The sequence below is a fragment of the Erysipelatoclostridium sp. An173 genome, assembly GCF_963931465.1.
Lineage (GTDB): Bacteria > Bacillota_I > Bacilli_A > Erysipelotrichales > Coprobacillaceae > Thomasclavelia > Thomasclavelia merdavium.
Genome location: NZ_OZ007017.1, coordinates 2,480,181 through 2,499,595, shown reverse-complemented (window position 1 = coordinate 2,499,595; position 19,415 = coordinate 2,480,181). Strand labels below are relative to the sequence as shown.

20 protein-coding genes are annotated in these 19,415 nt (G+C 27.1%); 13 read left to right on the top strand and 7 right to left on the bottom strand.

Annotated elements, in window-relative coordinates:
- Positions 1 to 661: 661 nt before the first annotated feature.
- The 4 genes from ABGT36_RS12445 to ABGT36_RS12430 form a co-directional block, all read right to left on the bottom strand.
- Positions 662 to 2,449 (bottom strand): ATP-binding cassette domain-containing protein, encoded by a 1,788-nt coding sequence (locus tag ABGT36_RS12445; protein ID WP_346678258.1) that lies wholly within the window; start codon positions 2,447 to 2,449, stop codon positions 662 to 664.
- The gene (locus tag ABGT36_RS12440) at positions 2,433 to 4,487 is read right to left on the bottom strand and encodes an ABC transporter ATP-binding protein (protein ID WP_346678256.1); all 2,055 of its coding nucleotides are present in this window, start codon (positions 4,485 to 4,487) and stop codon (positions 2,433 to 2,435) included. The genes ABGT36_RS12445 and ABGT36_RS12440 overlap by 17 nt, the downstream gene beginning before the upstream one ends.
- Positions 4,488 to 4,554: 67 nt before the next feature.
- Positions 4,555 to 4,887 (bottom strand): hypothetical protein, encoded by a 333-nt coding sequence (locus tag ABGT36_RS12435; protein ID WP_300627852.1) that lies wholly within the window; start codon positions 4,885 to 4,887, stop codon positions 4,555 to 4,557.
- A gap of 188 nt (positions 4,888 to 5,075) precedes the next feature.
- Positions 5,076 to 5,363: a helix-turn-helix transcriptional regulator gene (locus ABGT36_RS12430; protein ID WP_087302413.1), complete on the bottom strand. Its 288-nt coding sequence runs from the start codon at positions 5,361 to 5,363 to the stop codon at positions 5,076 to 5,078.
- A 256-nt stretch (positions 5,364 to 5,619) separates the two neighbouring features.
- On the opposite strand from ABGT36_RS12430, the gene ABGT36_RS12425 reads away from it, so the two are divergent.
- From ABGT36_RS12425 to nadC, 12 genes are all read left to right on the top strand, one after another.
- Entirely contained in the window at positions 5,620 to 5,754 is a 135-nt protein-coding gene (locus tag ABGT36_RS12425) for a cyclic lactone autoinducer peptide (RefSeq protein ID WP_300627853.1), read from the top strand.
- Between the two features lie 40 nt (positions 5,755 to 5,794).
- The gene (locus ABGT36_RS12420) at positions 5,795 to 6,490 is read left to right on the top strand and encodes a LytTR family DNA-binding domain-containing protein (protein ID WP_308698611.1); all 696 of its coding nucleotides are present in this window, start codon (positions 5,795 to 5,797) and stop codon (positions 6,488 to 6,490) included.
- Between the two features lie 272 nt (positions 6,491 to 6,762).
- Positions 6,763 to 7,680, top strand: coding sequence for a hypothetical protein (locus ABGT36_RS12415; protein WP_346678252.1), 918 nt, complete (start codon positions 6,763 to 6,765; stop codon positions 7,678 to 7,680).
- Positions 7,673 to 8,194 (top strand): accessory gene regulator B family protein, encoded by a 522-nt coding sequence (locus ABGT36_RS12410; RefSeq protein ID WP_346678251.1) that lies wholly within the window; start codon positions 7,673 to 7,675, stop codon positions 8,192 to 8,194. The genes ABGT36_RS12415 and ABGT36_RS12410 overlap by 8 nt, the downstream gene beginning before the upstream one ends.
- A gap of 127 nt (positions 8,195 to 8,321) precedes the next feature.
- Entirely contained in the window at positions 8,322 to 9,245 is a 924-nt protein-coding gene (locus ABGT36_RS12405) for a PD-(D/E)XK nuclease family transposase (RefSeq protein WP_346678249.1), read from the top strand.
- Between the two features lie 165 nt (positions 9,246 to 9,410).
- Positions 9,411 to 9,803, top strand: a complete 393-nt coding sequence (locus tag ABGT36_RS12400) for a hypothetical protein (RefSeq protein WP_346678247.1) — start codon at positions 9,411 to 9,413, stop codon at positions 9,801 to 9,803.
- Between the two features lies 1 nt (position 9,804).
- Positions 9,805 to 10,638 (top strand): DUF5685 family protein, encoded by an 834-nt coding sequence (locus ABGT36_RS12395; RefSeq protein ID WP_087302399.1) that lies wholly within the window; start codon positions 9,805 to 9,807, stop codon positions 10,636 to 10,638.
- A complete protein-coding gene (locus ABGT36_RS12390) occupies positions 10,638 to 11,255 on the top strand; it encodes a J domain-containing protein (RefSeq protein WP_087374923.1) in 618 nt (205 codons plus the stop codon). Before ABGT36_RS12395 ends, ABGT36_RS12390 begins: the two co-directional genes overlap by 1 nt.
- A gap of 19 nt (positions 11,256 to 11,274) precedes the next feature.
- The gene (gene dnaK / locus ABGT36_RS12385) at positions 11,275 to 13,035 is read left to right on the top strand and encodes a molecular chaperone DnaK (RefSeq protein ID WP_087302395.1); all 1,761 of its coding nucleotides are present in this window, start codon (positions 11,275 to 11,277) and stop codon (positions 13,033 to 13,035) included.
- Between the two features lie 167 nt (positions 13,036 to 13,202).
- Positions 13,203 to 14,114 (top strand): quinolinate synthase NadA, encoded by a 912-nt coding sequence (nadA, locus tag ABGT36_RS12380; RefSeq protein ID WP_087302393.1) that lies wholly within the window; start codon positions 13,203 to 13,205, stop codon positions 14,112 to 14,114.
- A gap of 13 nt (positions 14,115 to 14,127) precedes the next feature.
- Positions 14,128 to 15,429, top strand: coding sequence for an L-aspartate oxidase (locus tag ABGT36_RS12375; RefSeq protein ID WP_087302391.1), 1,302 nt, complete (start codon positions 14,128 to 14,130; stop codon positions 15,427 to 15,429).
- Positions 15,407 to 16,264 carry a carboxylating nicotinate-nucleotide diphosphorylase gene (gene nadC, locus ABGT36_RS12370; RefSeq protein WP_087302389.1) on the top strand — a complete coding sequence of 286 codons (858 nt, stop codon included), beginning with the start codon at positions 15,407 to 15,409 and terminating at the stop codon, positions 16,262 to 16,264. Before ABGT36_RS12375 ends, nadC begins: the two co-directional genes overlap by 23 nt.
- A 24-nt stretch (positions 16,265 to 16,288) precedes the next feature.
- Here nadC and ABGT36_RS12365 read toward each other — a convergent pair whose 3' ends face one another.
- A complete protein-coding gene (locus ABGT36_RS12365) occupies positions 16,289 to 16,696 on the bottom strand; it encodes a hypothetical protein (protein WP_296884438.1) in 408 nt (135 codons plus the stop codon).
- A 119-nt stretch (positions 16,697 to 16,815) separates the two neighbouring features.
- Between ABGT36_RS12365 and ABGT36_RS12360 the strand changes: the two genes are divergently transcribed.
- Entirely contained in the window at positions 16,816 to 18,183 is a 1,368-nt protein-coding gene (locus ABGT36_RS12360) for an FAD-dependent oxidoreductase (protein WP_346678243.1), read from the top strand.
- 7 nt (positions 18,184 to 18,190) lie between these two features.
- On the opposite strand, the gene ABGT36_RS12355 is transcribed toward ABGT36_RS12360, so the two are convergent.
- On the bottom strand, positions 18,191 to 18,775 hold the full coding sequence (locus ABGT36_RS12355; protein ID WP_087373325.1) for a hypothetical protein: 585 nt from the start codon (positions 18,773 to 18,775) through the stop codon (positions 18,191 to 18,193).
- Positions 18,759 to 19,406: an epoxyqueuosine reductase QueH gene (locus ABGT36_RS12350; protein WP_346678241.1), complete on the bottom strand. Its 648-nt coding sequence runs from the start codon at positions 19,404 to 19,406 to the stop codon at positions 18,759 to 18,761. Before ABGT36_RS12350 ends, ABGT36_RS12355 begins: the two co-directional genes overlap by 17 nt.
- Between the last annotated feature and the right edge of the window lie 9 nt (positions 19,407 to 19,415).

Sequence of the window (19,415 nt, the reverse complement as noted above, 5' to 3'; positions counted from 1 at the left end):
TTTATGAGTTCTTTAATATCAGATAAAAATAAGAGTTACTGCTATGCAAATACATAAAGTTCCAATTATTAATAAACGATGTTTTTTCATAACAAAATTTTTCTTTTGATAAATATACCTTAGCATATTTATTATTTATGTTATTGTTTAAAATTACAGTATTATAAATTGGGGAGTATGTGGATTATTAGTTTTTATTATATTTATTTTTTAAATCAATTCTTTTTATATTCTTATAATAACATCTAATTATTTATATAGCAATTATGTATTTAGTGTGATATTTGGTAATAAAATTAATGATTTGAAAACTTATGAAATTAATGTCAATAATTTTGTTTTTATTTTGAAGATTAATTTTGTATCAGTTAATAATCTTGTATCAATTAAGAAAAATTGACGTAGAAAAATTCAATATTGATAATAAAATGGCAGGAATTGTTTTTAAACTACTAAAAGATTAATACCTATATCATTTATTACATTACCCTAGTCAGGAAAAACATAATAAATATAAGAGGTAGAAATCAGTAACTATACGTCACTATATTTCTACCTTTATTTTGATGCTCAGCCTCTAGAGAATTAAAGCTATAACTGCCTTTACGATAGTTTAAATTAAAGTATCATTATTTCTAAATATATATTAAGATAATTTTTATTACTCTTCTAATAGTGCTTTAATACTAAATCTATTTAATAAATAATTACTAACTACCAGCATAATAAAGTTTAAACTAACAAATAAAATAGTATTGAGTATCACTATTGAAATAAATGTATTAAATGTACAATCATAGAATAATAATAAAATTACTACTGAAACAATATTTGCTGCTACTAAAGCATAAATAGAATAATCAAGCGATTCTATAAATAATATCCTTATGATTTCTTTTTTACTAAGTCCATTAGCATACAATAATGCAAGCTCATGTTTTCTTGAAATAATCAGCCTTGATTTATCATATATAATTAAAACTATGATACATGCCATTATTGCCTTAACTATATTTTCTACACCAGCTAATAATTGACTATTCAACAACTGTAATTTATCAATGTCAATTGTTGAATAAATAGTTATTTCATTATCTATATTTTTTATTTGTTCGACAACCTTGTTGAAATCAACACTATTATCAAATCTAAGAATGTATAAATATGGTTCAACACTATCGGAAAATAATTCATTAAACTTAGAAACTGGGATATATACTATTTTATTGCCATTATCACTATAACCATTTTGATAGGTATCTTCTAAGATACCATTTATTTTTAAATCATATAACTTATCAAAACACATAAATGATAATTCGTCGCTATCTAATAGACCTTTCATACTGCTTGAAACATATATATTTGAATTGTTTTCATAAGACTTATTTACTTTAGAGCTTAATTCGTTACAGTAAGTTTGAATTAATATCTCGTTGTCATTACAATGAGCATTAATTTCATAAAAAGGAATGGCATCTCTAATGCCATCAATATTTTTAATTTTATTTAAAATATCATATGAAATATACTTATTAATATCATTTACAGATTTTCTTTTATTTGGCCCATAGTAAACTCTAATTTCTTCCATAGTGTTATTAATGATATTTTTTTCTACATATTCTTTATAATAATTGCTATAACCAACATTAAATAATAATATTACTGTCACCAATGATAGAATCAAATATAATAATTTTGAAATATGCTTTTTAGACTTTGATATATATCCTTTTATCGCTTTTTTACTTAGAATATTATTTCTTTTACATAAGTCATTAAATTTTAAATAATTTTTAATTTTCTTATCACATACAATCTTATTATCTTTTATTTTAAAAATATTATCTGCACTAGCAATAACTCTTTTATCATGGGTTACAACAAATACGATAGTTTCATTTGAATGAACAATTTGTTGTATCACGTCAATAACTAAATAACAGTTTTCCTGATCTAAATATGATGTCGGTTCATCAAATAACAATAATTTAGGTTTTTTTGCTAAAGCAAAACTAATTGCCACTCTTTGTCGTTCGCCGCCAGATAATTCATTAATTTTTTTATCTATTAATTCTTGTGTTTTTGTCTTGCTCAATAATTCATATACTTCATCATCGCTTAATTCAATACCTGATAAGTTTGCAGCAAAAATAATATTTTCTTTAACTGTTAATTTTTCAAAAAGATAATTCTCTTGAAAAACATATCCTATATCAATTCTGCGTTTAAGTGCAAAATCACTATGATCATTTAATTTGTTATCAAAAAATAAATAATCACTATTTAACTTTTCATTTAATAAGCCGATTTCATTTAATAATGTTGTTTTACCACAACCGCTTTCTCCAATTAAAACATTAAATGCTCCAGCGGTTAATTCTATTTGTGTATTAATAAAAATAGGTCGTTCAAAACTAATATTTATATTACTTAGCTTTATCATAAACTATATACCTGATAAAGAAATAATTGATACATAAAATAGCTATCCCAATTATTATACTAGCTATAGCAAAAATAAAAAACAACCACATTTTACTAACTTTGAAATATACACCGATATAATCAATTCGCATATAGTAAATAAATATATTCATCAAAGAAAATACTATCATTGCTTTTAACATATTAATGGAATACAACTTAATAATCTCATCTTTGTCTAGACTAACCCCTTGATAAAAGACAATATCATTCTTTCTAGTCGTATTATATCGATATAAAATCATTAATATTACTGCTACCGATAATAAGCTATATGCAATTGTTAGTATAATTGAATTATTGATATTACTATTTTGCGTTGATACTACTTCATCATAATAACTATATGGGATATATGTTAATAATCTTTTATTTAGTTTTAATACTTGATCCTTAACACTTTCGATGTTATTAACATCATCAACAATAATATTATAATTACTTGGAATCAAATCTGTTATTTCTTCATTTTGTTCTTCATGCAAACTTATCCTTGAATTTATATCTTTAGTATTGTTACTTGCTACAATATCTTTTAGTTCATTATAATTAACATATATCAAACCACCAATACCATTACTATTATAATAATTTTCATATTCTTTGTTACTTAAAATTCCATCAATATCAACAGTAACCGTTTTTTTATCATAAATAATGTTATTAGCAACAAATTCATAACTTGTATCTTGCATAACATTATTTTCAAAATATGTTATACGATCATTGGCAATTGTTGAACATATCGGCATACCAACTTCTATTGATAATGTTATTTTGTCTTCAAAATCTTCTTCAGTTAGATTTAATTCTTTAGCAGCATCTTCGTTAATATAATTTCCTGATAAATGTTTATTATTAATTATCTCTTCATCATAATATGGTACTATTGAAGGAGTAGACATCTTGGAACTATCTAATTCAAAACTCATAAAATCCTGATTATTTTTTAAAATTGTAACTTTAGATATGGTATTATCAACATCTTTAAGACGAGTAAAATAATCAGTACTATCCAATTGATAATAAGGATATACATTTATAACATGGTCAGTGTCTTTTATTTTAGAAACTGTTTCTAAATTAATTTCAGCACCAGTATCATAGTAACTAGAATATGTATAGTCAGATGGCAATAAATCACGATCAACACACTCAAATGTAGCAAATATGTTATTCTTTGTCATATTATTTGTTATTTCAGAAACTTTTTGAGATTCAAAAATTAATTGTATTTGTTGAAAAACAGTCAAATTAGAGACAAATAATAATACAACTACAAGAACCAATAAGCCGATTTTTTCTTTAGTTCCTATATATCTACTTATCTTAAATAAATTACGTTTATAATTGTTACTGTTTGTAATTTCATTCTTTGTGATATTATTACCAAAAATTAAATTTATTTTTTTATCACTAATTTCATATTTAAAATCGTATAAATCATCAAATTCAGTTTCATGGGTAGCTATTAAAACTGTTCTATGTTTTGAAATTTCATTAAGCAATTCCATTAATTGGTGTTTTATTGTAAAATCTAGAGATGATGTCGGTTCATCAATGATTAGTAACTTCACATCAGCAAATAGTGCTAGAGCTATTGCTAATCGTTTTCTTTCACCAACCGAAAGTTTGCCAACTAAAATATCTAAATTTAAATAATTTAATCCAACTTTCATCATTGCTTTATTTATTAATTCTAAATCAAAACTACGATTATAAATTTTACTGATAAGTTTAAAATGCATTTTAATATTTATATCTTTTTTCAATGATGCAAACTGATCAACATATATGATGTCATTTTTATCTATCTGTGATTCAATACACTCTTGATTAATGTTTAATTGTCCGGTTATTATCTTCAATAATGTAGATTTTCCTGAACCGCTTTTACCGGTAATAGCTATTAATCCATTTTCTGGTAATTCAAAATCACAATCACTAAATACTGTATTTTTTCCATAATTAAAATTAAATTTCTTCAATTCAATCAAACTAAACATCTCCTTACTATCAAAACAGGATTATTACTTATTAGTAATAATCCACTTTAATTGCTTGTTATTTTGTTGAAACAGTTACTGTATCACTTTTAGTTACACCACTGACTTTAGCAGTTAACTTACCTGATGCAGAATATTCTCTAACTGCAGTTACTTTGCTAACTACATTTGTTGCAGCTGGAAATTTGTATGTAACTTGTGTATTAGCTCCAGTTACTTTTTTAGTAGAAGCCACATAATATACTTTCATTTGTGCAACAGCCCAAGTATAGTCTCCCATTACCGTCATACCACCTGTTTTTACAGAATCTGCGCTAACTGAAAATAATGTACCACTTAAAATCATCAAAGTTGTTACAAAAGAAATTACTAATTTATTCAATTTTTTCATTTTTTATTTTCCTTTTTAAATATGGTAATTTTTTATTGTCTGTACTATATTTGAACCATGCATAATTCTTTTTACATACATATAATATCAATTCAATTATTTAAAGAGTTGTAAATTATCTAAACGACATGATTGTTACGCCAACAACAAAAAATCAAGAATAAAATATCCTTGATTAGAAGTAGAAATTATTTTTTATATTTTAGCTGGTCTTCTCTAATAGTAGTAAATATTTTATCTTTAGATACATCACTTAGATCTTTAATGTTGACATATTCTTCAGATGTAATCATATATGCCTCTAAGCTTATTCGATAAAAATTGAATAATTTCATAGCTTTTGATAAGGGAATATCAATATTATCATTTTCATAATCAGTTAATGTTGAATAGGAAATATTTAATGCTTGCGCTACATCTTTTCTACTTAGTTTGCGTTCTTCACGAAATTTTTTGAGATCTTTTCCAAAAGTCATAAAGTACCTCCTTGAATAGAGGATACGATAATTTATAACGGTAAAACCGTCAGAAAAAGTCTTTTACGAAGTAAATATTTATTTCAGTAAAATAATTACAAAATTAGTCAAATTATGTAATTATTAATGATGATTAGATAGCAAAAAAATAATTTATGACCCCCTAATACATAATTATTAAGTTGAGCTAATTGGGATAAAGTGGTTTAACTTCATGAAATCAAAAATAATTTAGCTATCTATCAGGAGGAATTATATGAAAACTAAAATGTTAAAAGTATTATTCGGTCTTGTAAATTTTGCGGCAGTTTTTGCAGCAATGACGCCATCACGTTATGGTCACTATGAACCTGAATGTCCAAAAAAATTACAGAAATATCAAAAAAAATAGTCTAGCTATGTTAGAATAGATGTATTAGGGAGGGATTAGAATGAAATTAGTGATAATTGATGATGATCTTCAATTTGCAACGGCAATGAAGAATGATTTATTGATTCACTTTTGTAAATATGATGAAGATGTTGAAATAGACATAATAGATGATAATTATTTTAATCTAATTAATGCTAATCAATATCTTTTTTATTTTATTGATATTGATTTAAACAATATTAATGGTTATGACTTGGCTAATCGAATAAAACAAAATCAAAAGAATTGTTATATAATTTTTGTTTCATCTCATAATGATTTAATTCATGATTCATATAATTTACGTGCTTATTATTTTATTAGAAAAACTAGCTATAAAAAAGATTTAAATATTTTTTATTCAATAGTGGATCAAGAATTTCAAAACAATGATACATTTATTGATTTAAATTATAAAATGAGTAGAACCCAAATATCTTTAAATCAGATCATTTATTTGGAAAGTCAAGATCATAAAATAAAAGTCGTTACTGCTAATGAAACATATTTTGATAATCGGACCCTTAAAGCCTGGGATCAATTACTTCCTGATGATAAATTTATTCAGATTCATCGTTCTTTTATTATTAACATTGATCATTTGACGTCATATCGAAAAGGACATTTGATTATGATAAATAATGAAGATTTAGTTATTGGTAGAGTTTATAAAAATAAATTTGATCAATTTTATCAGGAGTATTTACTTAAATGATAATATTCGATACAGTTATTAATTTTATTGAATCTTTATTATTTGTTTGGTTCATTGCTGAGTTTTTTGATTTTAAAGATAATAAAAATAAATTCATCATTATCTCGACACTGGCAGAATTTATTATTTTAGAAGTATCCCAGTTTATAAATTATTTTGAGATATTTTTAACAATTTTTTGTATAATATTAATACTTATATTAATTTATATCTTCTCAAAAAATCTAACTTTTAAGCATATTTATATTGTTTTACTCCAAGAAGCATTAATAATGTTATATAGTGTAATAAGTATATATATTTGTGATTTATTTACTTTTAAAGATACATATATTATTGAGTGCATTTTATGCAAAGTGTTGCAGTTACTTGGTAATATCATTTTATTAAAATATAAAGATAAATTAGCTTTGACTTTAGAGATAACAAAGTGGAAGATAGTTATTGTATTTGAAATAATTCTACTTATTTTGCTTTATAGTACATTTTATGGAATTCTATTTAATAACAGTAGTACTATATTTTTCGAACTTAATATGATACTATTACTGGTTTTATGTATTATGTTTATGTATATCGTTAATTTAATTAATGAAGAACATCGTGAAAAGATGCAATTAATCAAAGATAAGCAACAGGAAGAATTTCAAAGACAAAAATATTATGCTATAAGCAATGTGAAAAATGAAATTGAGGCATTGGATCATCGTTTGTTTTATACTGTCTTTAAAATTGAAGAATATTTAAAGAAACAGGACTATGAATCGATAGATAAGATAATAGATTATTATAAAAATCAGGTTTTAAAGCACAAATTGGTTATTGATACTGGAAATCATGTTTTTGATACATTATATAGTGTAAAAATAAATGAGATGGTAATGACTGGAATCGATATTAGTAATATTGTATTGATTAACAAGAATCAATTTTATGATGATTTGGGATTGATAAATTTTATTCAAAGAACATTGGATTTTTTTAGAGAATGTAAGTATTTGAAAATTGATATCAGCGAAGAAAATGGCTTTGTAGTGTTTAAATTGATCTATCGTGATGGAATAGTTAATTTAGATGAATTAAAAATGTTTCTAGATGAAAATCCGTGGTTACCTGTTATGTATAACCTGGATGATTGTCAAATAAGAGGAATTAGAATAAGTTTTAAAATGGAGCAAGATGATGATTGATAAGATAAGTCAGTATTTTATAAAACAGAATATTATTAGTGATGAAGATAAAGAAGTATGTGATTATGGTGTATTTGTAATTGGTTTTAATCTATTATGTATGGCTAGTGTATTTGTAATTGGTTGGTTATTAATAGATTTAAAGTTTTCGATACTATATTTGATATTTTACACACCAATAAGAATGCTATTGGGTGGCTATCATTCTAAAACACCTGTAAATTGTTATCTTTTAACGACAAGTGAAGCTATCATATTATTTATGTTATCAGATATTTTTATTAATCGGATAGTTATGGTTGTAGCAATGGTATTAATGTTTGTGGCAATTATTAGTTATCTATTTGATGAACATTATTGGGTATATAAATGTATTTTAACAGGACTGGTTTTATTATATTGTTTATTGATTGATAGATACCAGCTAGTTATTACTTATGTATTCTTTTTAAACAGTGTATCTTATCTCTTCGTTAAAATAAAAAATTTGATTACTAAAAAAACTGTAAGTTAATATATTTTGTAAAAGCTAGAAGTGTCAGTTAATAATGGCACTTCTTTTATTGCCCAAAATTTTAATTCAATTAATAAAAGAAAAAAACTCTTTTGTAAATGTATATAAATAACAAAGGAGGTTTTTTATGAAAGAAACAGATAAAAAGATTTATGATTTTAAAAGTGATGTTCTTTTTAAATACTCATTAGCTAATGATCAAGATCATGACTCTCTTTATTTATTAAAACTGTTTATTGAAGGTATTTTAAAGATCGAATGTCATGATATTAAAGTATTAAATCCCGATTTAAGCTGTAACCATGTTGAAGATAAAGATATGATCTTAGATATTAGAGTAACCGTAGCCTCAGGTAAACAGATTGATATTGAAATGCAAAATTCAATCTTTTCACCAACCCAGCGCCATCGTTTTCAATTATATGGAGCTAAACTGTTAAGCCAGCAGGAAAAAAAGGGAGACCGTTATCAAAACATCAATCCAGTCTATCAGATAATCTTTATCAATGATGTTGATAGTGATAATCTAACCCTATATGATACATATCAAAGCCGAAATAAAAAAGGAAAACTGGAAAAGAACAATCTAACGACGAGAGTCTATGTCCAATTACCATATATCAATGTAATTAAACAGTATCAGGGATTAGATAAGTTCAGTGAATTGGAGCTGGCGATCTATATCTTTGCAAATGGAATAACAGATGATATAATGGGGCTAGAGAAGATGAAGGTGATCGGGATAATGAAAGACAAGATGGAAAGATTCAATCAGGATGAAGAATTAAGGCTGGCAGCATATAATCGGGAATTAAACATTCAAGCCAAAAATAGTGAAATGAAAGCTAATTATTTGCGTGGCAAAGAAGAAGGAATTGAGCTTGGTAAAAAAGAAGAGATTAAAAATTTAACATTACAATTATTTAAGATAAAATATCCAGATGAGGATATTGATATTTTAGCTAACTTAGAAGTTGGTGAGTATGAATTGATTTTTAAGATGCTAGCAAGCGATCAACCACTAGAAGAAATTTTGACTATGATAAAATAAGAGTAAAAGCTGTGTTTTAGAAATTTTGTAAGGATTGAGGTGTCAGTTAATAATGACACTTCTTTTTTGTTGATGAATAGCCATATTTAATAAAACTTTTATTTACAGTTCATTAATAGTTAATATTTGATAAATATACTGAATACATTGAAATGGGGAATAGTAATGAGAGAAAGATTTAATGCATTTATGCAAGGAAGATATGGGATAGATCAGTTAAATAGTTTTTTAATGATCATTTGTGTTGCTTGCTTTGTTATTACTTTATTTATTCAAAGCCCAATAATTCTTTTTATTGCATATGCTTCATGGTTAATTGCAATTTTTAGAATGTTTTCTAAAAATATTTTTGCTCGTAATCGTGAAAATGAAAAATATTTAAATTTCTTTAAACCGTTAAGCAGATGGTTAGAGTTAAAATTAATGAATCGTCAAGATCCAAGTCATAAATATTTTAGTTGTCCTAACTGTAAACAAAAAGTACGGGTACCTAAAGGACATGGGAAAGTAATTGTTACTTGTCCAAGCTGTCAAAATAAATTTGAAAAGAGAACGTAAGATGTTTGGCTATGTAGTTGTTAACAAACCAGAATTAAAATTTAAGGAATATGATGTTTATCATTCTTATTATTGTGGCTTATGTAAAGTCTTAAAGGAAAAATATGGGGCTAGAGCCCAAATTTCCTTGAATTTTGATTTAAATTTTATTAGTATCTTATTGTCTGGATTATATGAACCAGAAACAAAGGTTGAACAAAGACGTTGTATAGTTCATCCGATGAAAAAACATTTAACCCGTTATAACGAATGTGTTGATTATGCAGCTAAGATGACCATAGTTTTAACTTATTTTAAATGTGAAGATGATTGGCAAGATGAACGAAAAGTTTCTAAACAAGCTTATAAGAAGTTAATTAATAAAGCTTATCAAGAAGTAAAGGATGAATATCCTGATAAAGTAGCTAAGATTGAGGCTTGTTTACAGGAAATAAATTTATCTGAAAAGCAAGATAAGGTTAATCTTGATGAAATATCTAATCATTTTGGTAAAGTTATGGGCGAAATATGTGCTTATAAAAATGATGAATGGTATGATGAATTGTACCATCTTGGTTTTTATTTAGGAAAATTTATTTATTTTATAGATGCTTATGAAGATATAGAAAGTGATTTAAAAAAAGGAACTTTTAATCCTTTTAAAGAATTGTATCAAACAGATGATTTTGAAAATAGAAGTAAAGAAATTTTAGAATTAATGATTTCAGAAGCTACAATGGCTTTTGAAAGATTACCGATTATTGAAAATGCTTCACTAATAAGAAATATTTTATATGGTGGGGTATGGACAAGATATGAAATGGTTAAACAAAAACGATTGGAAGGTAGGAAATGATGAACCCGTATCAAATATTAGGAATATCACCAGATGCAACTGATGATGAAGTAAAAAAAGCATATCGTACGCTAAGTAAAAAATACCATCCTGATGCTAATATCAACAACCCTAATCAAGCAGCGTATACTGAAAAATTTAAAGAAGTACAGACTGCATATAAAACGATTATGGATGAGCGTAAAAAAGGCTTTACTAATCGAACATATGGTAATAGTCAAAGTGCGGGGTATAACGGACAATCTAGTTATCAATATCAATATACAAATGACCAAAGTGCTTTTAATGAAGCGGCTGGTTTTATAAATGCAAGAAGATATCAAGAAGCTTTAAATGTTTTAGATCAGATTAAAACAAGAAATGCAATGTGGTTCTATTATAGTGCTATTGCTATGAATGGAATTGGTAATAACATTACAGCAGTTGAATATGCTCAAACAGCTGCGCAAATGGAACCAGGTAATTTACAATATATGTTATTATTACAACAGCTCCGTGGGGGACAAAGACAGTATCAACAAGGTCAAGAAACATATGGTTCGCCATTTGGTGATCCGATTCAATGTTGTTATAGTATCATGATGATTAACTGTTTATTAAGTTGTTGTTGCTTTTAATAAAAGGAGATGTTAATTAATGAGTAAAGTAATTGGAATTGATTTAGGAACTACAAATAGTTGTATGGCTTATATGGAAGATGGCAAAGCTGTCATTATTCCTAATGCCGAAGGAAATAAAACGACACCTAGTATTGTTGCTTTTACAAATGATGGTAAAAGATTAGTAGGTGAAAATGCTAAAAGACAAGCAGTAACTAACCCTCAAAATACTATTGTTTCAATAAAAAGAGAAATGGGAACAGATTATCGAAAAAGAATCAATGGTAAAAATTATAGTCCGCAAGAGATTTCAGCAATGATTTTACAAAAATTAAAAATTGATGCGGAAGCTTATTTACATGAACCAATTAATGATGCAGTTATTACTGTACCAGCTTATTTTAATGATGCTCAACGTCAGGCAACAAAAGATGCTGGAAGAATCGCTGGTTTAAATGTTAAAAGAATTATTAACGAACCAACGGCAGCTGCCTTGGCTTATGGTTTAGAAAACAGCTATGGCCAAAAAGTAATGGTTTTTGACCTTGGTGGTGGAACGTTCGATGTTTCAATTATCGAAATTGGAAATGGGGTAATTGAGGTATTATCTACTTCAGGTGATAATCATTTAGGTGGCGATGATTTTAATGATGTAGTTGCTAAATATATTTTAGAAGAGTTTAAAAAAGCTGAAGGAATTGATTTAAGTAATGATCAGGTTGCAATGCAAAGAATCAATGAAGCAGCTGAAAAAGCTAAAATTGAATTATCAATTATGATTACAACAATTGTAAATTTACCATTTATTACAAATACAAGTACCGGACCTAAAAATTTAGAGGTTGAAATTACTAGAAATAAATTTAATGAGCTTACAAAAGGTTTAGTTGATCGTGTTGTTTTACCAATGCAAAATGCTTTAAATGATGCTAAGTTAGTTCCAAGTGAGTTAAATAAAATTATTTTAGTTGGTGGTTCATCAAGAATCCCAGCAGTTCAAGCAAAAATTAAAGAAATTACCGGGATTGAGCCAAGTAAATCTTTAAATCCTGATGAATGTGTAGCTCAAGGAGCTAGTATTCAAGGTGGTAAATTATCAGGTGATTTAACAACAACTGGTAATTTTGATGTCTTGTTATTGGATGTAACACCACTTACATTATCTGTTGAAACTGTTGGCGGTGTAGCAACACCATTGATTGAACGTAATACTACGATTCCAACAAGTCACAGTCAGATCTTTACTACATCTGGTAACTTCCAGACTCAAGTAGAAATTAATGTTTTACAAGGGGAACGTCCTTTAGCTAAGGATAATAAAAGCTTAGGAAAGTTCAAATTGAAAAAAATTAAAAGAGCGATGCGTGGGGTCCCACAAATCGAAGTTACATTTGACATTGATGCCAATGGAATTGTTAATGTTTCGGCTAAAGATTTAGCTAGTGGTAATATGCAAAGTATTACTATTGAAAATACTTCAAATATGTCAGAATCAGATATTGAACAGGCAATTAGAGAAGCCAAACAGTTCGAACAGCAAGATGCGCTATTAAAAGAACGTTTAGTATTCAAAAATGAAGTTGAAACATTAGTAATGCAAGTTGATTCTGCTTTAGTACAACATGGTAAAAAACTTGATAAACAAACAAAATCAATGATAAAAAATGAACTAGCAAGTTTTAAAAAGTTAATTAAGAAAGTTGATTTTGAAACATGTGATCAAGCTAAGTATGATGAAATTAAAAGTGCTAAAATTAATTTAGAAAATACAGCAGCACAATTGTTATCAATAAAATAATAAATGTAATGACAGATTATCAAAAGTCACATTGGTAATCTGTTTTTTCATAACTAAAAAAGATTATTTTATTGTTTAAATAAGTCTTGTTAATATTTTCACTTGACATTATAATAGTTTTATGGGATATTTATACCTAACATAGAATAGTGAATGGGGATAGATTAATGAAGGAAATTATCGAAGAAATTAATCAATTAAAAAAAGAAAAAAATGCTGTTATTTTAGCACATTATTACGTTGATGGTGCAATTCAAGATATTGCCGATTATCTAGGTGATTCATATTATTTATCAAAAATAGCTGTTGACTGTCCACAAGATGTTATCGTCTTTGCGGGAGTTGAATTTATGGGTGAAAGTGCTAAGCTATTAAGCCCTAATAAAACAGTACTAATGCCGGATGCAAATGCAGATTGTCCAATGGCTCATATGGTTGATGAACAATTTATCAATAATATGAGAGAACAATATGATGATTTGTGTGTAGTATGTTATATTAATTCAACAGCTAAGATAAAAACTTTATCAGATGTCTGTGTTACATCATCAAATGCTAAAAAAATTGTTGGAGCGTTACCAAATAAAAATATTTTATTTATACCAGATCAAAATTTAGGGCATCACATTGCTAAAATGTTTCCTGAAAAGAATTTCTTATTTTGTGATGGGCACTGCCCTAGCCATTATCAAATTACTGTTGAGGATTTAAAAAAGGCTAAAGCAGCGCATCCAAATGCACCAATTTTAATCCATCCAGAATGTAAACCTGAATGTGTTGCATTATCAGATTATGCTGGTAGTACATCAGGAATCATTGATTATGCAACTAATGATAATGAACATGATGAGTTTATTGTTGTTACTGAAGTTGGTGTAATTCATGAAATGGAAAAACAAAATCCAAATAAAAAGTTTTATTTAGCTAGTGAGAAACTTGTATGTCCAAATATGAAGAAAAATACATTGGAAAAAGTACGGGATTGTTTAAAATATGGTTTAAACAAAGTAGAATTAGATGATGAGTTTATGGCTAAAGCAAAAAAACCATTAGAAAGAATGCATGAACTTGCTAAGTAAGAGGGGCTAAAACATGGATGATAATTATGATGTAATAATTGTTGGTACCGGTGCAGCGGGTCTTTTTGCTGGACTTTGTTTACCAGAAAATTTAAAAATTTTAATGATTACTAAAGATAAAAAAGAAAATAGTGATTCTTATTTGGCACAAGGAGGTATTTGTACCTTAAAAAGTGCTGATGACTTTGATGCTTTTTATCAAGATACATTAAAAGCGGGTCGTAATGAGAATAATCCAGAATCTGTTAAGATTATGATTCAACAATCACCACAAATTATGAAAGATTTAATGGATTATGGCGTTGAGTTTGATCGTGATAGCGAAGGGAATTTAGCCTATACCCGTGAAGGAGCACATTCACAGTATCGGATTTTGCATCATCAAGATGTTACTGGTAAAGAAATTACTTCCAAATTGATAATGCAAATTGAAAAGCGTAAAAATATAACTGTTGTTGAAAATGCTACAATGTTAGACATTATAAATAAAAATAATGTCGCAACAGGTATCGTAGTTGAAAAAGATGGTAAAGTAATGCAAATTAATGCTAAAATGATTATTTTAGCTACTGGTGGAATTGGTGGTTTATTCCAGCATTCATCAAATTTTAGACACATTACCGGTGATAGTTTTGCTATTGCACTAAGAAATAACATCGAATTAGAAAATTTAAATTATATTCAAATTCATCCAACTACTTTATATACTACTAAGCCAGGACGTAGTTTTTTAATAAGTGAATCAGTTCGTGGCGAAGGCGCATATCTATTAAATCCACGGATGGAACGTTTTGTTGACGAATTATTGCCTCGTGATGTTGTTAGTAATGCTATTAAGGCGGAAATGGATAAATATAATGCAAAGTATGTTTACTTATCAGTAATTCATATGGATCATGATCAAATAAAAAACCGCTTTCCAAATATATATAAAAAATGTTTGGAAGAAGGTTATGATATGTTTAAAGATCCAATTCCTGTTGTTCCTGCGCAACATTATTTAATGGGTGGAATTAAAACAGATACTTGGGGTCAAACATCAATGGAAAATCTTTATGCCGTTGGTGAAACAGCTTGTAATGGAGTCCATGGTGCTAATCGGTTAGCTAGTAATTCTTTGCTTGAAAGCTTAGTTTTTGCTAAAAGAGCAGCTAAAAAAATTAGTGAACATATCGATGATACACTATTAATTGATCGAATTATCAATTTAGATAATTATGATAAAGAAAAATTGGCAATAGAAAACAAACAGTTAATTATGGATGAGATTAAAAGAAAAGATGGTGAATTTTATGATAAATGGTGTAAATCTTAAAGTTAATATTGATGAATATATTTTAAGTGCTTTAAAAGAAGATATTACTAGTGAAGATGTTACAACAAATGCCATTATGAAAGAGCCTAAATTAGGACGTGTTGATTTAATTTGTAAGCAAGATGGGATTATTTGTGGCTTAGAAGTATTTGAAAGAACTTTTAAATTATTAGATCCAGATTGTCAATTTAAAACAACATATCATGATGGAGATATTATTAAAAATGGTGATCATATTGGTGAAGTCATTGGTGATATTAGAGTTTTATTATCTGGTGAACGAGTTGCTTTAAATTATTTGCAACGAATGAGTGGTATTGCTACTTATACAAAAAAATCAGTTGATATTTTAAAAGGTAGTAAAACAAAATTATTAGATACCCGTAAGACAACTCCTAATAACCGTATATTTGAAAAATATGCAGTAAAAGTTGGTGGCGGAACTAATCATCGTTATAATTTATCAGATGGTGTTTTAATTAAAGATAATCATATCGGTGCAGCTGGAAGTATTACAAAAGCAGTTGCTTTAGCTCGTGAATATGCACCATTTGTTCGTAAAATCGAAGTTGAAGTAGAAACACTAGAACAAGTTCAAGAAGCAATAGCAGCTAAAGCTGATATCATCATGCTTGATAATATGGATAATGAAACAATGAAAAAAGCTGTTGCCTTAATTGATCATCAGGCACAGACTGAATGTTCTGGTAATGTTACTGAAGAAAGATTACTAGAAATTGTGGCTATTGGTGTTGATTTTGTTTCATCAGGAGCAATTACATATAATGCACCAATCTTGGATTTTTCAATGAAAAACTTAAAACCGATTGAATAAAAAAGTACTATAGTTAGTACTTTTTTAGTTATATAATTGTTTTTTTGGTTCACTGTGGATAATAACAAAAGTATAAACATTTGGTTGAAGATTTTTAAATTTATCATCAGATAAAGTTATTTTAGTAGCAATCGATTCATAGCAAAGACGTTCATAAATTTTTAAAATATCCTGATCAATATCACTTTGATATTTAGCAATAACTAATAAAAATATTTGATTAGCAAATCTTTTGACAATGAGATCAAAATTTTGAATTTTATTAGACATAATTTCAATCTCTTCTTTTATAAATGCAATATCAATATCCAGCAAATCTTCATTTTTGATATAGTCTTTTCCATTGAATAGAGCTTGATTAATAATTAATGGAATTAAATTACGTTCAATAAGTAAATTTTTAAAAAATAAATTTGAAAGCTTTTTTTCCATGTTTACCTCCTAAATTTTATATAGCTACTATTTATATACCCTTTAATATTAAAAATTACTTTTTATTTAAAAACTTTTTAAATTTAATTTATTTGGGTATAAATAAACTAGGTGAAAATATGGAGAATCAATCTTATTGGCAAAAAACAGTTAAACTAAATAGTTATCCCCAAATAACTAAAGCAGCAAATTATGATGTAGTTATCATTGGTGGGGGAATGAGTGGAATTACTTTGGCATATCGTTTAAATAATAGTGGCTTAAAAGTAGCTTTATTAGAAGCAAATACCCTCGCTAGTCAAACTACAGGGCACACTACTGGTAAAGTAACATATTTACATGGCGCAATTTATAGTGAACTTGCAAAAGCATATAATATCAATAAAGCCAAGCAATATTTAGAATCTAATTATGAAGCTTTTTGTGAAATTAAAAAGATAATTGACGAAAAACAAATTGATTGTGACTATCAGGAGAATATTTCTTATATTGGAGCTAATGATGAAAAAAACAGTGAAAAAATCATTGAGCAAATAGCCATGTTTAAAAAATGGGGCTTTGATGTATTAGAAAATGAACTAGAAGGGTATCAAGCTTCTATGGGACTTAACAATCAGGCTATTTTTCATCCTTTAAAATATTTAGCAGGGCTATTACAGTTTTGTAATAATATTGAAATTTATGAACACTCATTAGTAAGAGATAGTTTTATCGAAGACAATTTAGTTAATTTGAAAGTAAATAATCTTATTATCAAAACAAAAAAAGCAATCTGGATGACACGCTATCCAATTAATTTACAACATGGTTATTTTATTAGATTATTACAAGAACGTGAACATATAAGTTATCAAAATATCCAAAGCAATAGTAATAGCGTTTTAGATTTAACAACAAATTATTCTAAACGACTAGTCGATAATCAGCACTGCTTAATTATTGATCAATTAGCTAAAAAAACCTGGTATGGACAAGATACTAAAGCATTACGTAAATTGCCATATATTGGTAAAATAAATGATTATGAATATGTTAGTTATGGTTATGATAAATGGGGAATGACTTTAAGTCATGTTGCAAGTAAGATTATTTATGACTTAATAGTTTATCAAGATAGTAAATATGCTTCGTTATATGCTATTGGTAATGGTAATTATTTGCATGCCGGTAGTGATATTGTTAAGTTAATCAAAAATAATTATCATGGAATGATTAAAAATCGCATTTTTGTGGCTAAAGATGTTAAATTAAAAGCTGGTGAAGGAAAAGTAGTACGGCATCGTGGCCGTTTATTAGCGATTTATCGAGATTTTGATGATCGAGTTTTTTATATGTCACCGTATTGTCCGCATTTAAAATGTGTAGTTGAATTTAATTTACAAGATCAAACATGGTGTTGTCCTTGTCACGGTTCAATCTATAATTGTTATGGTAAATTATTAAATGGACCAGCTACATCTTCATTAAAAAAAAGTAAACCTGGTTAAGCCAGGTTTATTGTGTCTTTTTCAAATATTCTGTTAATCTTAACGGCTGGTAGATACCATCAACTAAATCATAGGGATCATCGATATATACATTATAATTTAAAAATGGTGTTAAAAACTTTTGATAAGCTTCTTTGGTATCTTCAGGACGAAAATTAAAGCATTTTTGATCATTGAATATTAGTTGAAATTCAGCTTCAACCCCTTTTTCTTCTGTTAAAATAGCATCAATATTTTTAATATAAATTTTTAAACAATTAATATTAATATAATTACGTTTATCAAAAAAATCATCAATTAAATCAGATCTATTTTTAATCAACATTAATTTAATAATATCAATAATTCCCATATTTTCTCGATATAGCATATAGCTGTTATAAAACAGAAAAATTTTTCGCCCCTTACAATAAAAAAGTAAAATAACACTAACCAACGTAATAAATAATAAAATAATTAAATAAGTAATTAGTGATTCAATATGCAAATTAGAAGTTATTACCCAAGCGAAAAAAGCAGCAAAAAGTAAACAACCAGCAAAATCGCTTTTAGAAAAAGGTTTGCTGCCATAAATATTAAGTGGCTTCATCATTTTCACGCTCCTTTTTTCTATTCAACATATCTTGATAAGAATACACACAGCCACAATAACTTTGGCGATATAAATTATAACTGCTTGCCATCTGGACTGATTTTAAGTAGCCATTATTCTTTTTAAAATCACTAAATAAAAATTTAGTTTGCTCCTGGGGATAAGTAGCACCAATTTCATTGATCCATTGACTATTTTTATGTGGTGATACACTTAAAACGGTAGTCCAGTAATCAAAATTATGGCTAATAGCATAATTATAAGCGTCATCCATTCTTTTTTGATAACAAAGATAACAACGTTTACCTCCTTCTGGTTCATCTTTGTATTTGCTGATATCATTTAAATATTCTTTAGGCTGATATGTTTTTTCGATTACAGTAATATTTTGATTGAAATCATTATTGAATCTAGTAATAAAATCTAATAATTCATGATATCGACGATAATATTCTTCACTAGGATAAATATTAGAGTTTGAATAGTAAATAGTAATATCAAAAAGATTGCAGATTTCTTTTAAAACATTACTGCTGCAAGGTCCACAGCATACATGTAGTAATAATGTAGGACGTGTGTTTCCTATTTTTTTTAGTTCTTCTTTAAATTTTAAGTCATAATTAATTTTCATGATAACATT